Consider the following 19,644-nt stretch of genomic DNA (forward strand, 5'->3'; position numbering starts at 1 on the left):
CTATAAGTAGCGGATAATCTATACTTCTTTTCATACCTTTACAACATACTTTTTGCTTGTAAAGAAAAAGGGGGGCGAATAATTTCATCCCCCTTTGTGATGAAGCTCATCATGTGGGTTTTTTTTCTGAAATAGAGTCAGGGTTTTAGGCGGCTTTTTTCAGGGAGTCGCATAGGATTTTTCTCAGTAAGGCTACTACTGTTGTTTTAGAGTTCCACGAAGTAAGAGAGTCTGCGGTAAGTTTACCTTATAATTTTTTCTACGTGCTCTTTGGGCAACATTCCTTTGTGCATACCGCATAGATCAGTTTTTATGTCAGCTTCTTTCGGTCAGTAAAACGATCGACCATTCCTCTCTTGTAGGCTTATATTTGCATAGGCTGATAGGGTTTACCGGTTTGCAAAACTTTATAGGCGACTATCAACAGTTTATGGGCTATGGCAAAAAGTGCTTTTTTGGCACCCATCCGAGGGCTCATCTTGTAATACTTTGTTCTGAACCAAGAGTCTTTGGTAGCCGTGGCTGCCCAGGCCGCTTCCATCAGAGTGGTTTTGAGGGCTTTGTTGCCCGGTCGAGCCCGACTGTGGTAATTTTTACCGGCACTCATATGGTTGCCGGGGCATACCCCCGCCCAGGAGGACAGGTGGTGCTGATCGGGAAAGACCGACATGTCCGGGCCGATTTCGGCAAGCAGGGCTTTGGCTGTGGGGTGGGAGATCCCGGGAATCGATTCCAAGAGTTGGCATTCCGGCTGATAGTCTTGCAACAAATCCTCCATCCGTTGGTCGATTTTTTCCAACAGGCGCTCGTAGTCACGGATATTTTCCAGGTGGACAGTGAGCATGAAGCGGTGGTGTTCTTCGATACAGCCATCAAGGGCCTCGATGAGTTCCTGCCGGCTGGCTCTCAGGCGTTTGCTGGCGTAGGCGGCCAGTGTTTGCGGACAGGTTTCCCCCCGGACCATGGCCTCAAGGATCTTGAGTCCACTGGCCCCAAACAAGTCGCTGATCACACTGGAAAGTTTGATGTTGGCATCCTGTAGTTGCTTGTGGATACGGTTCTTCTCGGAAGACTGCTGGCCCTTGATTTTCTTACGGTACCGGCTCAGGTCCCGCAGGTTGCGAATCAGGCGGGGTGGCACAAAACTGTTCTCCAGCAATCCACTTACCAGCAGTTGGGCTATCCACTCGCTGTCTTTCTTGTCGGTCTTCTTGCCGGGCACGTTCTTGATGTAACGGGCATTGACCAACAAGACTTCAAAATAGGCTTCCAGAATATTGAAGACCGGTTTCCAGTACACCCCGGTACTCTCCATGGCCACATGGGTTATTTCCAGCGAGAGGAGCCAGTCCCGTAGTTCAATCAGGTCCTTGGTGAAACAGGAAAAGCTGCGGGTTTGCAGAGGAATCCCTATCCCGATGACGGTCGCCACAATGGTCGATTTGTGAACATCCAGTCCACATCCGCGTTCTATAAGTAGCGGATAATCTATACTTCTTTTCATACCTTTACAACATACTTTTTGCTTGTAAAGAAAAAGGGGGGCGAATAATTTCATCCCCCTTTGTGATGAAGCTCATCATGTGGGTTTTTATATGGATTCATAGTGCTGTTCCTTTAGAATTAAAGTCTAAATTGTGGTTTGGTTGTATCATCCTAATAGTTTACAACATTAGTATAATGATTAGTTTTTTATTTTATAGTAAAAAATGTATCAAAATGTTGCAAACATCACTAAAGTTGCAAAGCAATTAGAGTCTGTTTAAAGTTCGTTGTGAAGGGCTCCTTTGGTAGTGAAATTTTTTAGTTTAGGCAAAGTGGCCTAGGGGGTGAAAGTAGGCACTACCACCAAAATGACCCACTATGTACGGGATGCTTCGGATGAACCTCGGGTGAAAGCTCGGGTGAAAGCTCGGGTGAAAGCTCGGGTGAAAGCTCGGGCAATGTAATGGCGACTATCACCGACCTGGTGAAATGCAAAGACAACCGCCGGGCCTCCGAAGTGTTAAGTGCTTCGGACTATTTCGACAAGCTGTCCGCGACTGTCCATCCGCCCTTTGGCAAACAAATGGCCGGTCGGAACTACTCGGATGAGAACTACCGCTATGGGTTCAACGGGAAGGAAAACGACAAGGACTTCGGCAACCAGCACCTGATTCAGGATTACGGTTTCCGCCTGTACAACCCGGAGATTGGGAAGTTTTTGTCCGTGGATCCGTTGGCTGCTGGCTATCCATTTTATACTCCGTATCAATTTACTGGAAATAATCCAATTGCATTTATTGATTTAGATGGGTTGGAGCCTGTAAAACCACAACTATTCTGGAATAATAATCCAAAGATAGAGCTTGCACTTTATGGAAAGGACATAGAAAAAACAGTGATTTATCAAACTGTAGGTATTCATAGTAACGATAAATTCTTTCAAAATGCTCATAAAATGTATGTTGCTCAGAAGTATGGTAAGTCTTCAGAAAATTTTTACTATTATGATAATGGGCTCAAAAGTTGGGTAGAGTTTAATCCAAATAGTATTGGGCTAAATGCTGAAGAAGCAACTAATTTTGCAGTGTATTCTATTGGGTCTGCAGGGGTTGTTGTTGGAGGGTTGGTACTACTTGAGAGTGGCGCAGTAGTAAAAGCTTCTGAACAGTTGTTTATTACCAAAGGTAAAGATATTGCGGCAAAAATGTCAATGGATGCTTTGAACCAATATATAATGAAAGGAGGAGACTATGAAAAGATTGATTGGGCAAACGTTGCAGCTTCTGGCTTGATAAAGGAGAAACACCTGAAAAATTTAATAGTATCAGCTCTTGATCTTACAATAGAAAAAGGTTATCACACCAAAAATATTAAAGGAACAACAGTAGAGTTTGTGATTAGAACGGCTGCTGATGCATTGTTTGATAAATATAAACGGCCAAATTCAGAAGCCTGGAATGAGAAGATGGGTACTGATTTATTGAAAAAAGCTATACGAAAGATGGTAAAAGATATTTTAGAAGAGCATTTGGGGAAATCTGAAACAACTCCGGAGAATTGAGAGCTAAAATGAAAATAATTAATAAAAATAGCACTGTAATAGGTTTACTACTAATATCCTTGATAAGTTGTTTGTATGGATATTATATAAAAAATCCTCTTGAGAAAAATGAGTTAAAAACAATAATAGGTACTCTCCGGGAAAAGCCATTTCTTGGAGAGTCCGGCGGTGATATGCCGAGCCAGTTTATTAGGGTTAGGATTCAAGAAGATGATAAGAATTATGATCTTATAGACTGCTCATTTGATGCATGCAAGGCCGCGGAAGTTTTAAAATTGAATCCGGGAAAACAGATAATTATTAGCATAAAACATAGTGATGTTCATAGAAGAACCGTTGATGTTTTTGCCTTGTCCACAAATCACAATTTCTTATTAAAATTAGAAGATTATAATAAATGTAATGCCAATAGATGGAGAATGTTTGTTCCATTTATTATTATAACAGCATTGATATTATTGTATCGAATACTTAGGCCTTGGATTAAGGGGCTTAGGTAAAATAGATGTAGATAAACAAATGATTGAAGCAATAGTACTCGAGGAAAAAGTAAAAGAGTATTTGTTTCTGGGTGTCTTCCTAATTTAGTTTTTAGTGAAGGAAAAGGAAATACAGATGGAGAACTATACATTTTAGGTGAAAATGAAATAGTATTCCCAGGAGAAGTATGCAAAGTTAGATTTAAGTTACTCCGCCCTAATGCTGTATCTGAGTTTTTACGTATTGGCAATGAATTTATAGGAAGAGAAGGTAGTAAAGTAATATTAAAAGGCAGGGTTGATAGAGTTATCTTATGAAGATCAAGTTGTGTATAGTACTGTTTATAGGATGAATGATACTTTTAAAGAGGTTTTGTTGTATAGGTTTGGTTATGAAGGGAGTAGGTTAATGATAGTATTGATTCCTGTAAGTTTTATTACTTATGGTCTTTTATATGAGACTCTTGACTTGTCAATGCCTATTAGTATAGTAATTGGTTTGGTATTAATCTATATAGCACTTTGCTTTACTTATTCTAATATTTATTTGTACCCGGATAAGATAGAAGAAATCTATTTATTCAGACCCTATAACCGGAAAATAGTCCATGAGAATATCGAATATATTTCAGTACGTTATTCTCCGGCAAAATCTAAAAGTTCTCCATATCTTGTAGTGCGTTATAATTATATGAGTAAACATAAGACAAAGTATTGTTATTTCTCTTTGGAGGTTTTAGAAGAAGAGATTTTTCAAGTTTTAAGAAAATTTAAGGCTATAGGAATTTCTGTAAAAGACGGTCGGTATGTAGGTGCTCCTGAATGGGAGGATGACTAATAATGTAATTGTTGAATGACTATTGAATATAAGGAGTAAAGCATGAGTTTACCCGAATTTTAGGGTACTTCTTTCCAGAGGAAATGGAAGATATTTTGGGTTTGTTAAAGTGGTATGGAGACCTCTCTGTACTGCTTTTTCGTTCTGTTAGAGCATTTAGCTGGCCAAAAAAGCCCCAGATCCCCTTTGAGAGCTGGCTTTGGGTCACCGCTAGTACGAACGTAAAAACTCTTCAAGGTTTCTTAATGAAGTGCTGTTTAGTTTTAACACAGGCTTGGTTCTCTAAACCTTGAAGAGTTGAAATAGGCAATGTGCCGTCCGCCCTTCGGAAAACAAATGGCCGGGCGGAGCTACTTGGCTCAAAACTGCCGTCCCTGTCTCTGGGAACTTTGATATATGACTCCCCAAAGGTGTTCTTTATCTTTTTGGTAGTGTGCCCGTTGCGTGAATTGGGGTTTTCCGACTGTTCATTTTTACGGTAACCCATATGGGCGTCCAGCTCGCCTTCGAGCATTTTTTCTACAGCCCGTTTTTGGAGTTCGTTTAAAAAGCGGCTCAGCTCATCGCCGTTCTTGAACTGCTTGAAGAAATCGTCGTTGAAAAGATCTTCTTTTTTCATTATCTATCAATATGTGTCTAAAGTTAAGTAATTATTCACACACTGACCGGTTTAGCGCCTGCCGCGGGCTCCTCAAAATATCAGTGCGATTCTAACTAATCACACTGATATTTTCGAGGTTTATCCTTTCCCGTTATGCGGACTTACACAGTTTATGAGATACTCCCAAACACCCCTTAATCAATCATTCGTAATAAGGTTTATTATATGGTGCATTTAAATTTTTACTAATTCAACCCTTCTGTTCTTCGCTTTTCCATCTTCGGAGGTATTGTCGGCAATCGGGTTGTTTGGTCCAAAGCCGTCGGCCGTTAATCGCTCTGTATCAACTCCTGCTTTTACAATTTCGTTTTTTACGGTTTCGGCTCTTTGTTGGGATAGTTGTAGGTTATGCGCTTCATTCCCCGTGTTATCCGTGTAGCCGTTGATGGCAATTTTCAAGCTATTGTCCGTTTGTAAAACTTTGATGATTTCAGCCACAGCTTTAGTGCCCTCCGGTTTTAAAGTAGCTTTATCCGTATCGAAAGTAATATACAAAACGGCTTTCCCTTTTTCTGTTAAGTCCTTTTGAATCTGATCGGCTTCCAAATAAGTAATGGTTTGTATAAATTGTTCTTGTTGCAAAATATTGATTTTTCCCCCGGTACTTTCGCTGCTAAGTTGAATATAAACGTTGCTATTATCTGCCTTTCGAATTATATACACCTTTATATTTTCTCCGATATAACCAATCGACCCGCTTTCACCCATGTAGGTTGCTTGTTCTTTGAAATGTTCGTACTCATCATAGTATGCCATTTTTCCATCAAACACTTTAACACCGCCTAGTGCCTTTATGGCTTCATCGTAGCTTTTCTCAAAATAAGCCAATGACCAATCTTCATAATTGCCCGATTTGGCCCTTAGGTCAGCCTTCCATACCCTTCCCTCTAAGGGTGTCATAACTCCATCAATCAGAAAGTATAATTTGTCAAATTTTCTTTCAATAGGTTTGTCCAATATTGCTATATCTTCCGGAAGCGAGAAGAATGGAAACTGACCTAATTCTCGATCTGATACGGGAAGGGTGCCGATGTCAAAGGATGTGGCTTTCTTTTCGTGTTGTTCCTCTTTAGGATTAACTTGAGAGGGTGTTTCGCTTACTTCCTCTTGTTTTTCCTCTTGTTGTTCTTGTTGCTTTCCGCTGTTGCAGGAGAACAAAAGGGTAATGTTGATGAGTATCAACAGTAATTTTAAGGATGTTTTTTTCATAATTGTTATGATTTAGACTAATGGATTGGTGATATGCCATGTATGGCTCTTTGGAGACGTGTACGGGTAGCCTGGTAAAGTGTCAAATCCCTTCGTTTGTCCAAATAGGTTCTTAACTGTTTTCTTAATTAACTTCAAAAAATATATTCTTTTCTTGATGGTATTTGTATAAGTTGTTGCCTTCGTTGTTTTTGGGGACTTATGTATCTGTTCAAAGATATGCTTGAAATATTAAATATATTATCATTTTTACAAAACATATCAGCATAATTCATTGAGTGGGTATAAGTTATATTGAAAATAACAAAGTGGGGGAATTCGGATAGGACTTCCGGAATGAAAAACACACTATTCTTCTCCAGTAATCTAAACAATTCGATGGAAGCAGGGTATTTGTTACCACAAGGGTATTTTTCATTTAGGCTTGGAATGTTCATGTATATTGCTAGTGTATTGGTGTATTATAGGAATGGTTCATGTTATATACGCCTAATCCGCAATGGCTGTTTCCACAATAGCAATTATTTTTTCATCCGTTATACGGCTTTAAATATAGATAACCGGATCGGTAAATTATCCAAAAGACTACTTGTTTTTTATAGTGACCCTCTCCCTGTATTATCAATTTTACCGAAGAAGCGGTGATTGTGGTAGGAATTCTGGTTGACCTACTGATGCTGCCATAATGCCTCGAGGTATGGAAAATTTATGTGGTATAGAGTCTATGAAAAAAGATAACGGTGTAGTCTCGTATGTATCGGTAAATCTGGCTAGATAGGTGAGGGGGGAGTGTCTGGGCTTTTGGTTCGGATATCGGGCTACAATAAGCCCATCACGATTGAATCTCTAACCGGAGTTTTCGTAATGGGCTGTGCGTAGTATCGTGTCGCGTTACTTATATTTCAGTCATTAATTTTTCATGAGTCCATACGGTCGCAAATTCCTCATTTAAATTAGCAAGCGTGGTAAGGTGTATTGTTTCAGAATCGTATTTTTCTCCGTTAATTCCTATTCGATCGAATGCTGCGGTTGCGTCAGCAATTAAATAAGTTTCGTAGCCAAGGTTACCTGCCATTCGAGTGGTTGTAGACACACAATGATTCGTAGTAATCCCAACGATGACCAAGGTTTCAATTTTTAACTCATCTAACTGTCTTTTTAAATCGGTGCCAATAAAAGCACTGTTTACGTTTTTTGTAATGATTGGCTCATTTTCAATTGGATTGACGTGTTTATTAAACGCAAACCCTTGGTTAGTTTGATGTAATTTGGAATTCACATTATCCGAACTATGTCTGATATGAAAAATAGGAAGGTTTAATTCTCTCCATTGATTCAAAATTTTACCACAAATTATTTCCGCATTTTTGTTATTTCTGTTGCCTCCCCAATACTCCTCATCTAAAAATGCTTTTTGTACATCAATTAACAATAAAGCTGGATTTTTTTCTCGTAATTTCATGTAGCAGTGTTGTGTTTTTCAATTTACCAATCAATATTAGATCTTTTATATGATAATTCGAACGATATTGACACTTAATGCCAAAATCTGTTCCTTAAGAAGCGTTGAGGAAGAATGGAGTTATCATATTGAAGTGAATTAACCTTTTTCTTTTTCCTGAAAAAGGTTTCAAACATGCCTCCTCTGTGTTCCTTTTTTCAACAATAGCTTTGGCTATTCTCTTCAAAAAGTGCCTTGATGAGCCGGTTTTGATTCCATCTTCGGTCAAAAACTATACGTGTAAACCTCTTCATTGCTAAAAATAGAGCAGGCGGTATTGTGAATAATTTTTCGGTGAAGAATTCATTCAGGAAGTCGTCTTGAAAAATTAGAATGGTAAAATTTAATTCACCCGTTTCTTTCTCTGTTGTTAGCCACTGTTTTTTTTTGTGATGATGCCAACACACGAATTTGATCATTCATCTCTGCAGTTTCTTTTCCCCATTGGGCAATGCTTTTAGTAATGGGATAAGTGTTTTTCCGAATTCTGTCAATTCATAATCTACTTTTAAAGGAGGTTTGTCAGTATACACCGTTCTCGAAATCAAACCATCCTCTTCTAATTGTTTTAGTTGCAGGCTCAAGGTTCGCTCAGTTACTACCGGGAGCTCTTTTCGCAATTCGTTATACCTTTTTTTTTCGATTAAATGAATTAAAATTACCGCCTTCCATTTTTCTTATATGTATTTCATTGTCAGGCTAGTAGGCTTATGAAGCCTATGCTTTTATCACTTTCGCCTGCATTACACTTATAGATCGCATGCCCTTTTAGTTTTTGTAAAATTTAAATTCTTCGATGTCGTGGTATCCGAAAATTTCAATTTCCGGGTGGTCCTTCACAAACTTGCGAATTTTGCCAATGGTGGCCACTCTTAAATTGTTGTCGTCTGCACGCATTTTAGCCAACTCGTTTACAGGATGCTGTTCATCTGCAAGTTCTATTTTCATATAATAGGCGTCTGCAACATAAAACAACCATTTGTTAGCTGCTTTTAATGCGACTCCGCAATGTCCGAAAGTATGTCCAAAAAGTGGAACAAGAAAAATCTCGGTTTCAATATCGACAATAACTTTCCTTGCTTCAAAGCCAAACCACTCTAAATCCGACTTTGCGTAAGTTTTAATGGTAGGATTATGTGCCAAAGGAAGTTTCAAATATCTTGGATTGTCCGAATTAAAGTTATCAAGCTCTTCAATGCCTAGGTGAACTGTGGCTTGCGGAAAATCTGGGAGTCCGCCAATATGGTCGTTGTCCAAATGTGAAATGATGCAATCAGTTACCTTTTTAGGGTCAAGTCCCAAATTTTCAATTTGTCGCACAGCGGTTTGATTTTCGTCAAAGCGGTAACCGACAATTTCAATAAGTTGCTGTCCTATTCTTTCCGTTGGGTTTAGAGTGTCCAAAAGCCCAATTCCCGTATCTATTAGGATAAGTCTGTCGTTTTCTTTTAGCAACAAGCAATGTCCGCAAACATTGTCGTTAACTGGCGAAACAATTTTAACACAGTTCAAATGATGTATTTCGGGCATAATTTTTCTTTTATTTAGAATGGTTGTTACCCTATTCAAAATAGGCTTTTAGTCTCCGGCAAAAGTTGCAAGTGCTTTATTGAGTTCAATGACATCCTCTTTATATCGGGGATATTTGATAATATTTCTCACACTATGATTGGTATCACTAACAACCCCAATGTTTTGAATTATATAGAAAGGTCTATCTACCATTAAGCCATTCACAATACATATTGGCAATATAATCGGATTGTTTGGCAAACATAGATATTGATTTCAACTTTTTACTTACCAGGGATTCGGCTAGTTCTCTTTTATTTTCCTCAACTCCAGTCATTGGAAGTAATAACAAAAATAACTTTTCATACTTATCAAAAGAGATCAGTTCTTTAAGGGTTAAAAACCATGCTTCGAAATGTCCGCCCTGATTTCCGATATATTTAGAATTAAGAAAAAAAGTTGTTTCTGAAGAATGAAATTCTATTGCAAAACTGATATCTTCCGTCAATTTTCCAGCAATGACTTTAGGGTTTTCCACTGTTCCTACCTCATCAGAGCAAAACTCATCATACCAATCTTTAAAAAAAGGAATATGTTTTTCAATGTCCACTACTTCGCGGATAGCCTCATCAATATTTAGTTCTTTTTGCTCATCAAATCCCCTAAAACAGTAAGAAATGTAAAAGTGCCAAAAATTCAGATTATCAAACTCAATGTCCTTTTTTGTCAAAAGTTGGTTGTTCATATATTCTATTTTCTAATTCCTTGTCAAAATAATTTATACTTTGTTTCATTTTCGGTTGTCCTGCGGTACTGTCGCTAGCTTAAAGATAGCGGTTTCGGGTAGAAACCGTAGGGCATTTCACAGCTGTGTACTTGTCCACCGAGACAAATAGCAATGACATTCCACCGAATCCGGACGAACTGGGGTTATGGTCGAGGTTAAATGCATCAAACATACTTACCGCAAATCCTGGCATTACGATAAACATGATTATAAATGTCATTGCGAAGTGGTCCACCAACATTGAAGTTAGTCTTAGTCGGAATAAAAGCTCCGGCCTTCCGGTCATTCTTTCAGCCTGCATTGCGTATAGTTGTGGGTAGTTTTTTCTTACAAACTACCATCCAATGCTTTTCATTAGGATTTTCTTCAGGTTCATTAATTTCTTTTGCTTCGATAATGTTATAATCTCCAAACTCTTCTATTATGGACTTTTCATCATAAAAGTACAGGTTAAGTCCGTGAGGCGAATGGAAGGTGTTCTTTTCTAACTCTTCTCCCACACCAAATCGCTTATCGTTTATGGATAATGCTACAAAAACCATAATTCCTGTATGCTTTAATTGTGTATAACAATCATCAATTAATTTTTTTCTGTCCGCTTTATTCAATAAATGAATAAGTGAGTAGCAGTAGATTGATTGATATTGGTTTTTATCAAAAGGCATCTCGGTAACAGAACCATAGTGTATTATTACCTCGCTTCCAAAATGCTTTCTAGCTCTTTTTATGGCTGTTTTCGATATTTCAATTCCAGTTACATCAAATCCTTTATCATAAAACACTTTTGCATTTCTTCCATATCCGAACCCAGGAATTAATATACTTTTAATGTTGTTTTTCTGCATCAATTCAAGCACTGTATGTGCATTGTCAGTGGGTTTCTCACCCCACATTCTATCATTACTATTAAAAGCGGATTCCCAAAATTCTGACATAGCTAGGTATTTGTTTTTTTTTCGAAGGTGTTTAACGTGTTATGTACTTGGATTTCCGTTGTTTTTTAATTGTCCGCAACGGTATCGACTATGAGCAGTTGGGGGGGATGCCTTAACTTTTCAGCATAGCACCGACCTTTGTTTTTATGTTTGTACTTTCGTTTTTATCACTTTCACCCCAATTGCTTATCACCATTGTTGTGTGGTTGTTTTTTTATTATTCGAGTATGTCCTTAATCTCGTTTATGAATTTTAATGAATTCTTTTCAATCTGCTCAGTTAGTTTTCCTTTATTATTAAAATCAGGTTTTTCTACTATGGTTTGGTCAATAATTGATAAACTGTCATTAATTGACTCTGCCAAATGATATTTGTTCCAATCACTACCTTTAAAGATGTTCCAGTACTTCTTACGAGTATCTTTGTTTTGACCCGATAAACATATGGAAAAATACAAATTTTTATGGTTTAGAATGATAACAAATTTGAGTTTTTGTTTTTTCAACTCTTCCGTTGTTAGCGAAAAATAGGAAAAATCAGGGTTGCCTTGGTAAACGCTTCCAAGTTTAAATTGTGAGTCATATTCTTTATGAAAAAACATCCTCAATTCTTTCATATACTGTATCAATTGATGATAATCTAAGCTCTTTTCACATCGGTTGTTTTGTTCCTTTTCATTTGAAAAATTCACCGTGCTTATTTTCCCAAGTTTCATCTTATCTGTTTTTTCAAGCGGAATACAAATGTCTAAAATGAATTTTTGCTCGGGATGAGTTTTATGGTCATTATGATACATTTCAAAATAGTCTCCATCTCTAAATTCATACCCATTCTCTACAACCCAGACACACATACTTTTCCAGGCTTTTGAAATTTCTTCTGCTTTGATTTCAAAATGTCCAATGGCATAAATGCTTTTCTTTAGAATATGTTCTCTGATTTCTCCATCAGAATTGATTCTCTCTGTAATTGTCACACAGGTGCTGAATCTCACTTTTGAGGTTTGAGTAACATTCGGGTTGTCGTGATAAATAGTAAAAGCTTTGAAATTTGAAGTATCCAATACGTTTCTTTGGTGTCCCCATTCCATCAATCTTTGAAACATATTACCTGCTTTATCAAATTCTCCAATGTGCGATATACAGGCAAGCTTCAGTTCTGAAATTTCTTGTATCGTTATTTGTGCATTCATTTTAATCCATTGTTTTAAATTATCAATGGAACAAATGTATTTTTCAGATGAAAAAGGTTCTATACCAATCTTGCTAAGTATTTTTTTTCCTTCCGATTTAAATACACTTGGGCTAACACCGTAGTACTTTTTAAAGGCTCTCGAAAACGAGTTGTCACTATTGAAACCATACTGGTACGCTAAATCTTTTAAAGCGGAATTTGGTTCTACTAACAGAATTGAAGCAATTCGTTCAATCCTTTTTCTAGAGATGAATTCGTTTAACCTTTCGTTAACTACTGTTGAAAATACTCTATGGAAGTGGTAAGGCGAATAATGGACTTTCTCGGATAAATATTCGAGTGATAGGTCGGCATCAAGATTTTTCTCAATAAAATCCAAGACGAAATAGATTCGTTTGAGATACTCTCGTTTTGTTTTGTTCATTACATTTCGTTTTTCTATATGCCATATAACGGTCCAGTGTAAGTGTAGTGCGGGATTTCGGAGCAATTCCCTGTCCGCCCACCCCAAAATTACTTAGGAGCAAAAATGTTCAATTTTAACCTTTTAGCCTGCCTTACGCTTATACAATGTTGGGGGTTCGTTTTTACTCTTCGTCATTTAATGAATTGATTCCTTGTTCTTTAAGTTTTCTAAGGTGTTCTTTCATTGTTTTAACCTGTTCTGTTGGGTGTCCCTGCCAGTTGGAAACTTCTCCAACAACTCGAAATGGTTCAGTAGAACGATAAGATTTTGAGGGGTTACCGGGAAACTTTTTGTCTGTCAAATCAGGATCGTCTTCAATCTGCCCAGTAGGCTCTACTAAGTAAATTCTTTCTTGTCCTTCGCCAAAGGCAAGTTCTGCGCCCCAAACTGCAGCGTCCAATGTCGCAGATAAGAAAATGTATTTTGCATTTTTTCTCTGACCGTAGTTTGAGTTGAAACCAGGTTCAATTAGGTCTCCAATTTTCAAGTCGGCTTTAGTCCCGTGAAAATAAGTTTGAGCAAAGGGAGTTGCTCCTTGTGCATTTGAGTTCTTCTTTTCTTTGCTTTTATCCATTGTCGTTTTGTTGTCTGTTCATATTGGGTTTTGCTATAATGACACTAACAATCGAATAAACACCACTACTGACGTTTATCCGGACTATATTCTACCTCTAATCTAGTATTTTTCTTAATTTTTTTAAGAAAACTTGTTGCAGAATATTTCCACTTTCTTACCAACTGTGGATCATTGGCGGCAGCCGCTGCTGCGACTGCCGCTACTTTTAGGAGGGTAGCCGTAATATTTACAGGCTGGTGTTGGGCATGCGCTCAATAAGTTTCCGGGCTAGCTTAACGGTAGTCAGCCACCGACTTATTTGTAAAAGTCTTGGGCCTCATCCCAAATTTCACCTGTCCATTATGCTAAGCCTTCCCGGTGCATTGGAAAGAGACGTTTCATTTCTGAACCAAAACCAGGGATTGAGCCCGTTTTAAACGATGGACTCAACCGTGTTAAGGAGCTTTTTATATTTCTTTTTCAATCTCTATTCCTATTTTGCCATAAAAATTTTCATCACCTGTTTTGTGTTCCAATAAGCGATGAGCTTTACCGATCTCTGACAATGAAAAGACCTTGTTTAAAATCGGTTTTAGCTTTTAGCTTTCTACCAATTGGGTCAGTTCATCCAATTTTTTTCTATTCTGTCGATTAAAGACAAAATGGTAGGTGGCATTTTTCCCCCAGGCCTCAATAAGGTTCTGAGGTTTCTCAATATCAACCAATGTAACTACCTGCCCCATCTGACTGAGTATTTTCCCACTATCAGCAAGGGTAGTGCCTCCTATGGTGTCAATTATTACATCCACTCCTTTATTGCCTGTCATTTGTTGAATCGCATTGATGTAATTTTCATTTTCGTAGTCAATCACATAATCGGCACCTAATTCCATAAGAAAGTCATGATGGGCTTTTCTTGCTGTAGTAAACACAATTCCTCCCATAGCCTTGGCAATTTGAATGGTTGGTATGCCTACACCACCGGCACCCCCGTGAATCAAAATAGTCTGGTTGATTTTGAGTTGTGCCCTGGTAACTAGCATCTCCCAAGCGGTACCTGCTGCTAAGGGAAGCGTTGCGGCTTCCAGATGGCTAAGACTTTTTGGCTTCAGGCCAATGATAGACTCGTGGGCACAGTGATATTGCGCATAACTTCCTTGCCCCTTAAAAATCTCAGGGGTGTAGTACACTTCATCACCGACTTTAAAGTTTTCTACTCCCGGGCCAAGTTCTACGATCTCACCGGAGACATCATGACCCGTAATGACAGGCAAGTCCAATTCATTTTTATAATCCCCCCGGCGCACTTGGTAGTCCAAAGGATTCACAGAAGTGGCAAAGACCTTGACTAAAACTTCCCTGAACTTAGGTTACGGCATTGGTATGTCTACCATTTCGAAATTTTCAACAGGGCCGAACTCTTTTAACATTACTGCTTTCATGATTAATATATTTAGTAAATTAGGTAAATACCTAAATAGTAAATTAAAAAATTTTTAAAGTCTCTCTTTTATATATATTGCTAACTCTTGGATAGATTTTTCATTTCTTTTATAATATGTCCATTGTCCCTTTCTTGTGGCAATCAAAATATTCGCGGCCGACATAGTTTTTAAATAATCAGAAACGGTAGGCACGGACATGCCGGCCTTTTTGGCAATATCGGATACACATACACCTAATGCTGGCGTGTATTCGCTCAGTTCCTCCTCAGGAAAATGAGCAAAGGGGTCTTTTAACCATTTAAGAATATTTAAACGTGTTTCGTTTGATAAAGACTTAATGATTGCCAATAATTCCATAGCTACAAATTTAGGAAATTCCCTAAATACCTACAAGCTTTCATTGAAAATTCTGTAAAGTCCATTCCTCTGCATTCCGTCTCTCTACACTTCGGGAAAAGGGCTTCACTACAATGTATTAGACGAAACAGCCAAATAAGTCTTAACAGGCTCAATGAAAAGCTTTAAGCATGCTCTTACGCAACTACTCATAGCCAAAGCCGTTATGAGTAATAAAAGTCGACAAATTATTTAGCCTGAAGAGTAACTGAAAATCTTTAGGCGTTAGAAGAATAAAGAATGAACTACGAAAATTTGACCTCTGAATTAACGAATAAATTTCGCAACAAACTCAAAAGAGATGTTTAAACCCGAATTTATCCGAACCACAAACTTGGAAAATGAAATCATAAATAATTATGGTTTTAATGGAGTTAAGCTTGTTTTTGAATCGAGAAATAGCACGAATTATTATCAACTTGGTGAGTTTCCAAAAGGGTGTCCTTGGGTAAGCTTAAATGATAACCCTATATCAAAGTTTATTGCCGGTAAAATTCCGAACCTGATTTCGGCCTTAAAAGGCCGGTGTGAATTTATCTACACAGAGAAGAAAGAAAGCACCTGGTATTTACACGATCTACTCGATATGAAACTTTACGATGATCGAGATTATTTCAAGGTATATACAGGAGGAGTGCCACTTTTAAACCCCGAGCCGAATAAAAATTTGAAAACTTTTAATTGGGATATTCCGACCGATTTAAAGACTTTCTATACAATCCACAATGGCTTTGGAGAAATTTATGATGCAAATTTTGTAAGGGCAAATGAAGATATAAAATTGATGGCTGAAATGATGAACCCGATTTTGATTCCACCTTCGGTCAAAAACTATACGTGTAAACCATTTCATAAAGGCAATAGTAACACTACTGTTGACCGGGACCACGAAGTTTGGGAAATATCCGGAGAGATTGCATCTTTTGAATTCACCTATGAAAGAATGAGTGAAATCGATGAAGAATAAAAAACGTTTGACAACCATGGCTCATCGCTGTTGGCTTAACAAAGGTTTCCAGAAGTGTTAATCAGCATTTAAAAAACGAACTTTCCAAATAGTAAATGAAGATTTCAGGAACCCTATTTTTCTTAAAAATTCTTTTGATAACAACAATTTTTTCTTGCCAAACCAATAAGGCTGATAAGGTTATGAACGAATCAAATATAACATCCTATAACCCAGTGGTATATTTTGAAATACCTGTTAATGACATTGATCGAGCAATAGATTTCTATACAGCAGTATTCGACTTTCACTTTGAAAAGCAGGTTATAGACCATAATGAAATGGCGTTATTTCCGTTCACGGATGGCCAAACAGGAGTTTCGGGCTCCTTGGCGAAAGGGGAAATTTATAAGCCGACAAAAGGTGGAGTTGTTATTTACTTCAAAACTTTAGATATCGACAGTACTTTACAACGTGTTGTTGAAAATGGTGGGCAACTTCTGTATCCGAAGACACCAATCGGCAACCTTGGATTAGTAGCGGAATTTGAAGACTGCGAAGGAAACCGAATCGCCTTGCACCAATCGGCAGAATGAAAAACAATCGCTAACATTGTATAAGAGCATGTTTGAAATCCTAAACGGAGGCGGCCCTTTTGGCAGCGAAAACTCTCCGTTTAGGATTCTTAAAATGCCATGTCGAGATCCCTGAAATGGGAGTTTTTGACCTGAAGGATCAATTTCAGATATGCTCTTAAACTCGAATTGATTAAGCATAAATACATATAGTATTCTAAATTGAGGAGAATTGCTTACTTTTGTCTCAAATTGAGCTAATCGTAAAAAGTATATGAGTAAATACAGTGAATATCTAAAAGAAATTGAAGAAAGGAAAGCACAAAGTCTTCACCCTAAGCCCATTGATAGTGCTGAATTGTTAGCTGAAATCATTGAGCAAATTAAAGATTTAAACAATGAACACAGAAAAGACTCTCTCAATTTCTTTATTTATAATGTATTACCAGGAACTACAAGTGCAGCTGGTGTAAAAGCTGATTTTTTAAAAGAAATTATTCTTGGAGATTCTGTAGTAGAAGAAATTTCACCTGCCTTTGCTTTTGAGCAATTATCACATATGAAAGGAGGGCCATCAATTGATGTATTATTGGATTTAGCCCTAGGTGATAATAAATCAATTGCAACAGAGGCGGCAGAGGTCTTAAAGACACAAGTTTTCCTTTATGAGGCCGATATGGAGCGTTTGGAGGTCGCCTTTAAAAGCGGGAACGAAGTCGCTAAAGAAATCCTTGAAAGCTATGCCCAAGCTGAGTTTTTCACGAAACTACCGGAAGTAGAAGAACAAATTGAGGTAGTTACCTATATTGCCGGAGTGGGAGACATCTCTACCGATTTACTTTCGCCTGGTAGTGATGCTCATTCAAGGTCAGACCGTGAACTGCACGGTAAATCTATGTTTGAACATGACACCAAACGACAAAACGAGCTTTTAGCATTACAAGAAAAGCATCCGGACAAAAGAGTCATGCTAATAGCAGAGAAAGGAACAATGGGGGTGGGGTCATCAAGAATGTCTGGTGTTAACAATGTTGCGTTATGGATAGGTAAGCAAGCAAGCCCATATGTGCCGTTTATTAATATTGCTCCGATTGTAGCCGGTACAAACGGAATTTCACCAATTTTCCTTACCACGGTAGGTGTCACTGGAGGAATAGGTCTCGACCTGCAAAATTGGGTGAAGAAAAAAGACGCTAACGGAAATACAGTGGTCGATGAAGACGGAGAGCCGGTATTAGAACAAACGTATTCGATTGATACCGGGACTGTACTTACAATAAATACCAAAGAAAAAAAGCTTTACCAAGGCGATAAAGTATTAAAAGATATTTCTGCGGCATTTACTCCTCAAAAAATGGAGTTTATGAGAGCCGGTGGATCATATGCAGTTGTGTTTGGTAAAAAACTACAAACATTTGCCGCCAAAACTTTAGGCATTAACCTTCCTCCCGTATTTGCCCCAAATAAAGAAATCTCTCATGAAGGACAAGGGCTCACCGCAGTAGAGAAAATATTTAATAAAAACGCAGTAGGAACCACTCCCGGAAAAGTATTACATGCAGGCTCTGATGTTCGTGTAGAGGTAAATATCGTAGGTTCTCAAGATACTACCGGTTTAATGACTTCGCAAGAGTTAGAAGCAATGGCGGCTACTGTGATTTCTCCGATAGTGGATGGCGGCTATCAATCGGGATGCCATACGGCTTCGGTTTGGGACTTAAAAGCACAAGAAAATATTCCAAAGTTAATGAGATTTATGAACGACTTTGGTCTTATCACTGCACGCGACCCTAAAGGGGTGTATCACTCCATGACCGATGTAATTCATAAAGTACTTAATGACATTACAGTTGATGATTGGGCTATAATTATTGGCGGAGACTCGCATACAAGAATGTCAAAAGGAGTTGCTTTTGGGGCCGATTCGGGAACGGTTGCTCTTGCTTTAGCAACAGGAGAAGCCTCTATGCCAATCCCTGAATCTGTGAAAGTAACTTTTAAAGGAGAAATGAACGATTACATGGACTTTAGAGATGTAGTTCATGCAACACAAGCTCAAATGCTTAAAAAGTTCGGTGGGGAAAATGTTTTTCAAGGGAGAATTATTGAAGTACATATAGGAACCTTACCTTCTGACCAAGCTTTTACCTTTACAGACTGGACAGCAGAGATGAAAGCGAAAGCATCAATTTGTATTTCTCAAGATGATACGCTGATAGAATCTTTAGAGATTGCCAAAGGTAGAATTCAGATTATGATTGATAAGGGGATGGATAATGAAAAACAAGTCCTTCAAGGCCTTATTGATAAAGCGAATAAAAGAATAGATGAGATTAGGTCCGGAGAAAAACCTCCATTAGCCCCAGATGAAAATGCTAAATATTATGCGGAATTTGTGGTTGATTTAGATATTATTGACGAACCAATGATTGCGGACCCGGATGTGCATAATGAAGATGTATCAAAACGCTACACACACGATACCATTAGAGAGCTTTCTTACTATGAAGGGGAAAAGCACGTTGATCTTGGTTTTGTCGGCTCTTGTATGGTGCACAAAGGCGATATCAAAATAGTTTCTAAGATGTTGAGAAACCTTGAGGAGCAACAGGGCAAGGTTGAGTTTAAAGCTCCTTTGGTAGTCACTGCTCCAACCTACAATATCATTGACGAACTGAAATCAGAAGGAGACTGGGAAATACTACAAAAGTATTCTGGGTTTGAATTTGATGATGCTGCTCCTAAAAGTTCCGCCCGTACAGAATACGATAACATCTTGTATCTTGAAAGACCTGGCTGTAATCTTTGTATGGGAAATCAAGAAAAGGCAGAAAAAGGAGATACCGTTATGGCTACTTCTACCCGTTTGTTTCAAGGGCGTGTTGTAAAAGATTCAGACCGTAAAAAGGGAGAGTCATTACTAGCCTCTACACCGGTTGTGGTGCTGTCGGCTATTCTTGGTAGAACTCCTACCATCGAAGAATATAAAACGGCGGTAAAAGGCATTAAACTGACACAATTTGCACCACCTCTTAAGAAAATGACTGCCAGTCCGATGTCTGGCCATCAAATTTCTTATTAGTTTTAAAATGACAATT

General features: G+C 38.2%; 18 protein-coding genes and 2 pseudogenes. 6 read left to right on the forward strand and 14 right to left on the reverse strand.

Translation table 11 applies throughout. The features are described 5' to 3' along the window. Positions 1-364: 364 nt before the first annotated feature. Complete coding sequence (locus AAG747_RS18880; protein WP_346822775.1) at positions 365-1,504, reverse strand: IS110 family RNA-guided transposase; 1,140 nt, start codon at positions 1,502-1,504, stop codon at positions 365-367. Positions 1,505-1,948: 444 nt separating this feature from the next. On the opposite strand from AAG747_RS18880, the gene AAG747_RS18885 reads away from it, so the two are divergent. The 3 genes from AAG747_RS18885 to AAG747_RS18895 all read left to right on the forward strand — a co-directional run bounded on the left by AAG747_RS18885 (position 1,949) and on the right by AAG747_RS18895 (position 4,363). Continuing rightward, positions 1,949-3,046: an RHS repeat domain-containing protein gene (locus AAG747_RS18885; RefSeq protein ID WP_346822776.1), complete on the forward strand. Its 1,098-nt coding sequence runs from the start codon at positions 1,949-1,951 to the stop codon at positions 3,044-3,046. 8 nt (positions 3,047-3,054) lie between these two features. Further along, a complete protein-coding gene (locus AAG747_RS18890; RefSeq protein ID WP_346822777.1) occupies positions 3,055-3,546 on the forward strand; it encodes a hypothetical protein in 492 nt (163 codons plus the stop codon). A gap of 277 nt (positions 3,547-3,823) precedes the next feature. Next, positions 3,824-4,363, forward strand: a complete 540-nt coding sequence (locus AAG747_RS18895; protein WP_346822778.1) for a hypothetical protein — start codon at positions 3,824-3,826, stop codon at positions 4,361-4,363. Positions 4,364-4,715: 352 nt separating this feature from the next. Here AAG747_RS18895 and AAG747_RS18900 read toward each other — a convergent pair. The 13 genes and pseudogenes from AAG747_RS18900 to AAG747_RS18960 form a co-directional block, all read right to left on the reverse strand. Beyond that, positions 4,716-4,982, reverse strand: a pseudogene (locus AAG747_RS18900) (transposase); the annotation flags it as partial. Positions 4,983-5,198: 216 nt separating this feature from the next. Beyond that, on the reverse strand, positions 5,199-6,233 hold the full coding sequence (locus tag AAG747_RS18905; protein WP_346822780.1) for an OmpA family protein: 1,035 nt from the start codon (positions 6,231-6,233) through the stop codon (positions 5,199-5,201). Between the two features lie 895 nt (positions 6,234-7,128). Continuing rightward, complete coding sequence (locus AAG747_RS18910; protein ID WP_346822781.1) at positions 7,129-7,695, reverse strand: cysteine hydrolase family protein; 567 nt, start codon at positions 7,693-7,695, stop codon at positions 7,129-7,131. A 458-nt stretch (positions 7,696-8,153) separates the two neighbouring features. Next, positions 8,154-8,354, reverse strand: a complete 201-nt coding sequence (locus AAG747_RS18915) for a winged helix-turn-helix transcriptional regulator (RefSeq protein WP_346822782.1) — start codon at positions 8,352-8,354, stop codon at positions 8,154-8,156. Between the two features lie 148 nt (positions 8,355-8,502). Next, on the reverse strand, positions 8,503-9,264 hold the full coding sequence (locus AAG747_RS18920) for an MBL fold metallo-hydrolase (RefSeq protein ID WP_346822783.1): 762 nt from the start codon (positions 9,262-9,264) through the stop codon (positions 8,503-8,505). 184 nt (positions 9,265-9,448) lie between these two features. Beyond that, positions 9,449-9,991 carry an Imm19 family immunity protein gene (locus AAG747_RS18925; protein WP_346822784.1) on the reverse strand — a complete coding sequence of 181 codons (543 nt, stop codon included), beginning with the start codon at positions 9,989-9,991 and terminating at the stop codon, positions 9,449-9,451. A gap of 79 nt (positions 9,992-10,070) precedes the next feature. Beyond that, on the reverse strand, positions 10,071-10,253 hold the full coding sequence (locus tag AAG747_RS18930; protein ID WP_346822785.1) for a hypothetical protein: 183 nt from the start codon (positions 10,251-10,253) through the stop codon (positions 10,071-10,073). Positions 10,254-10,323: 70 nt separating this feature from the next. Continuing rightward, complete coding sequence (locus AAG747_RS18935; protein WP_346822786.1) at positions 10,324-10,968, reverse strand: class I SAM-dependent methyltransferase; 645 nt, start codon at positions 10,966-10,968, stop codon at positions 10,324-10,326. 217 nt (positions 10,969-11,185) lie between these two features. Next, positions 11,186-12,586 (reverse strand): AraC family transcriptional regulator, encoded by a 1,401-nt coding sequence (locus AAG747_RS18940; RefSeq protein ID WP_346822787.1) that lies wholly within the window; start codon positions 12,584-12,586, stop codon positions 11,186-11,188. Between the two features lie 163 nt (positions 12,587-12,749). Next, entirely contained in the window at positions 12,750-13,202 is a 453-nt protein-coding gene (gene arr, locus AAG747_RS18945; RefSeq protein WP_346822788.1) for an NAD(+)--rifampin ADP-ribosyltransferase, read from the reverse strand. Between the two features lie 581 nt (positions 13,203-13,783). Beyond that, on the reverse strand, positions 13,784-14,227 hold the full coding sequence (locus AAG747_RS18950) for a zinc-binding dehydrogenase (protein WP_346822855.1): 444 nt from the start codon (positions 14,225-14,227) through the stop codon (positions 13,784-13,786). A gap of 87 nt (positions 14,228-14,314) precedes the next feature. Continuing rightward, a pseudogene (locus AAG747_RS18955) lies at positions 14,315-14,530 on the reverse strand (alcohol dehydrogenase catalytic domain-containing protein); the annotation flags it as partial. Between the two features lie 150 nt (positions 14,531-14,680). Then, the gene (locus AAG747_RS18960; RefSeq protein ID WP_346822789.1) at positions 14,681-14,986 is read right to left on the reverse strand and encodes an ArsR/SmtB family transcription factor; all 306 of its coding nucleotides are present in this window, start codon (positions 14,984-14,986) and stop codon (positions 14,681-14,683) included. 373 nt (positions 14,987-15,359) lie between these two features. On the opposite strand from AAG747_RS18960, the gene AAG747_RS18965 reads away from it, so the two are divergent. The 3 genes from AAG747_RS18965 to AAG747_RS18975 all read left to right on the forward strand — a co-directional run bounded on the left by AAG747_RS18965 (position 15,360) and on the right by AAG747_RS18975 (position 19,628). After that, a complete protein-coding gene (locus tag AAG747_RS18965) occupies positions 15,360-15,992 on the forward strand; it encodes a hypothetical protein (protein ID WP_346822790.1) in 633 nt (210 codons plus the stop codon). Between the two features lie 95 nt (positions 15,993-16,087). Then, positions 16,088-16,567: a VOC family protein gene (locus AAG747_RS18970; protein WP_346822791.1), complete on the forward strand. Its 480-nt coding sequence runs from the start codon at positions 16,088-16,090 to the stop codon at positions 16,565-16,567. 253 nt (positions 16,568-16,820) lie between these two features. Next, complete coding sequence (locus AAG747_RS18975; protein ID WP_346822792.1) at positions 16,821-19,628, forward strand: bifunctional aconitate hydratase 2/2-methylisocitrate dehydratase; 2,808 nt, start codon at positions 16,821-16,823, stop codon at positions 19,626-19,628. The last annotated feature ends 16 nt before the right edge of the window (positions 19,629-19,644 follow it).

It is taken from the genome of Rapidithrix thailandica, assembly GCF_039710355.1.
GTDB lineage: Bacteria > Bacteroidota > Bacteroidia > Cytophagales > Flammeovirgaceae > Rapidithrix > Rapidithrix thailandica.

Bases quoted from the DNA above. Each gene is read 5' to 3' on its own strand.
- AAG747_RS18950 (WP_346822855.1), bottom strand. From the start codon at position 14,227: ATGCTAGTTACCAGGGCACAACTCAAAATCAACCAGACTATTTTGATT.
- AAG747_RS18940 (WP_346822787.1), bottom strand. From the start codon at position 12,586: ATGAACAAAACAAAACGAGAGTATCTCAAACGAATCTATTTCGTCTTG.
- AAG747_RS18935 (WP_346822786.1), bottom strand. From the start codon at position 10,968: ATGTCAGAATTTTGGGAATCCGCTTTTAATAGTAATGATAGAATGTGG.
- AAG747_RS18960 (WP_346822789.1), bottom strand. From the start codon at position 14,986: ATGGAATTATTGGCAATCATTAAGTCTTTATCAAACGAAACACGTTTA.
- AAG747_RS18910 (WP_346822781.1), bottom strand. From the start codon at position 7,695: ATGAAATTACGAGAAAAAAATCCAGCTTTATTGTTAATTGATGTACAA.
- AAG747_RS18880 (WP_346822775.1), bottom strand. From the start codon at position 1,504: ATGAAAAGAAGTATAGATTATCCGCTACTTATAGAACGCGGATGTGGA.
- AAG747_RS18885 (WP_346822776.1), top strand. From the start codon at position 1,949: ATGGCGACTATCACCGACCTGGTGAAATGCAAAGACAACCGCCGGGCC.
- AAG747_RS18890 (WP_346822777.1), top strand. From the start codon at position 3,055: ATGAAAATAATTAATAAAAATAGCACTGTAATAGGTTTACTACTAATA.
- AAG747_RS18930 (WP_346822785.1), bottom strand. From the start codon at position 10,253: ATGACATTTATAATCATGTTTATCGTAATGCCAGGATTTGCGGTAAGT.
- AAG747_RS18975 (WP_346822792.1), top strand. From the start codon at position 16,821: ATGAGTAAATACAGTGAATATCTAAAAGAAATTGAAGAAAGGAAAGCA.
- AAG747_RS18925 (WP_346822784.1), bottom strand. From the start codon at position 9,991: ATGAACAACCAACTTTTGACAAAAAAGGACATTGAGTTTGATAATCTG.
- AAG747_RS18905 (WP_346822780.1), bottom strand. From the start codon at position 6,233: ATGAAAAAAACATCCTTAAAATTACTGTTGATACTCATCAACATTACC.
- AAG747_RS18970 (WP_346822791.1), top strand. From the start codon at position 16,088: ATGAAGATTTCAGGAACCCTATTTTTCTTAAAAATTCTTTTGATAACA.
- AAG747_RS18920 (WP_346822783.1), bottom strand. From the start codon at position 9,264: ATGCCCGAAATACATCATTTGAACTGTGTTAAAATTGTTTCGCCAGTT.
- arr (WP_346822788.1), bottom strand. From the start codon at position 13,202: ATGGATAAAAGCAAAGAAAAGAAGAACTCAAATGCACAAGGAGCAACT.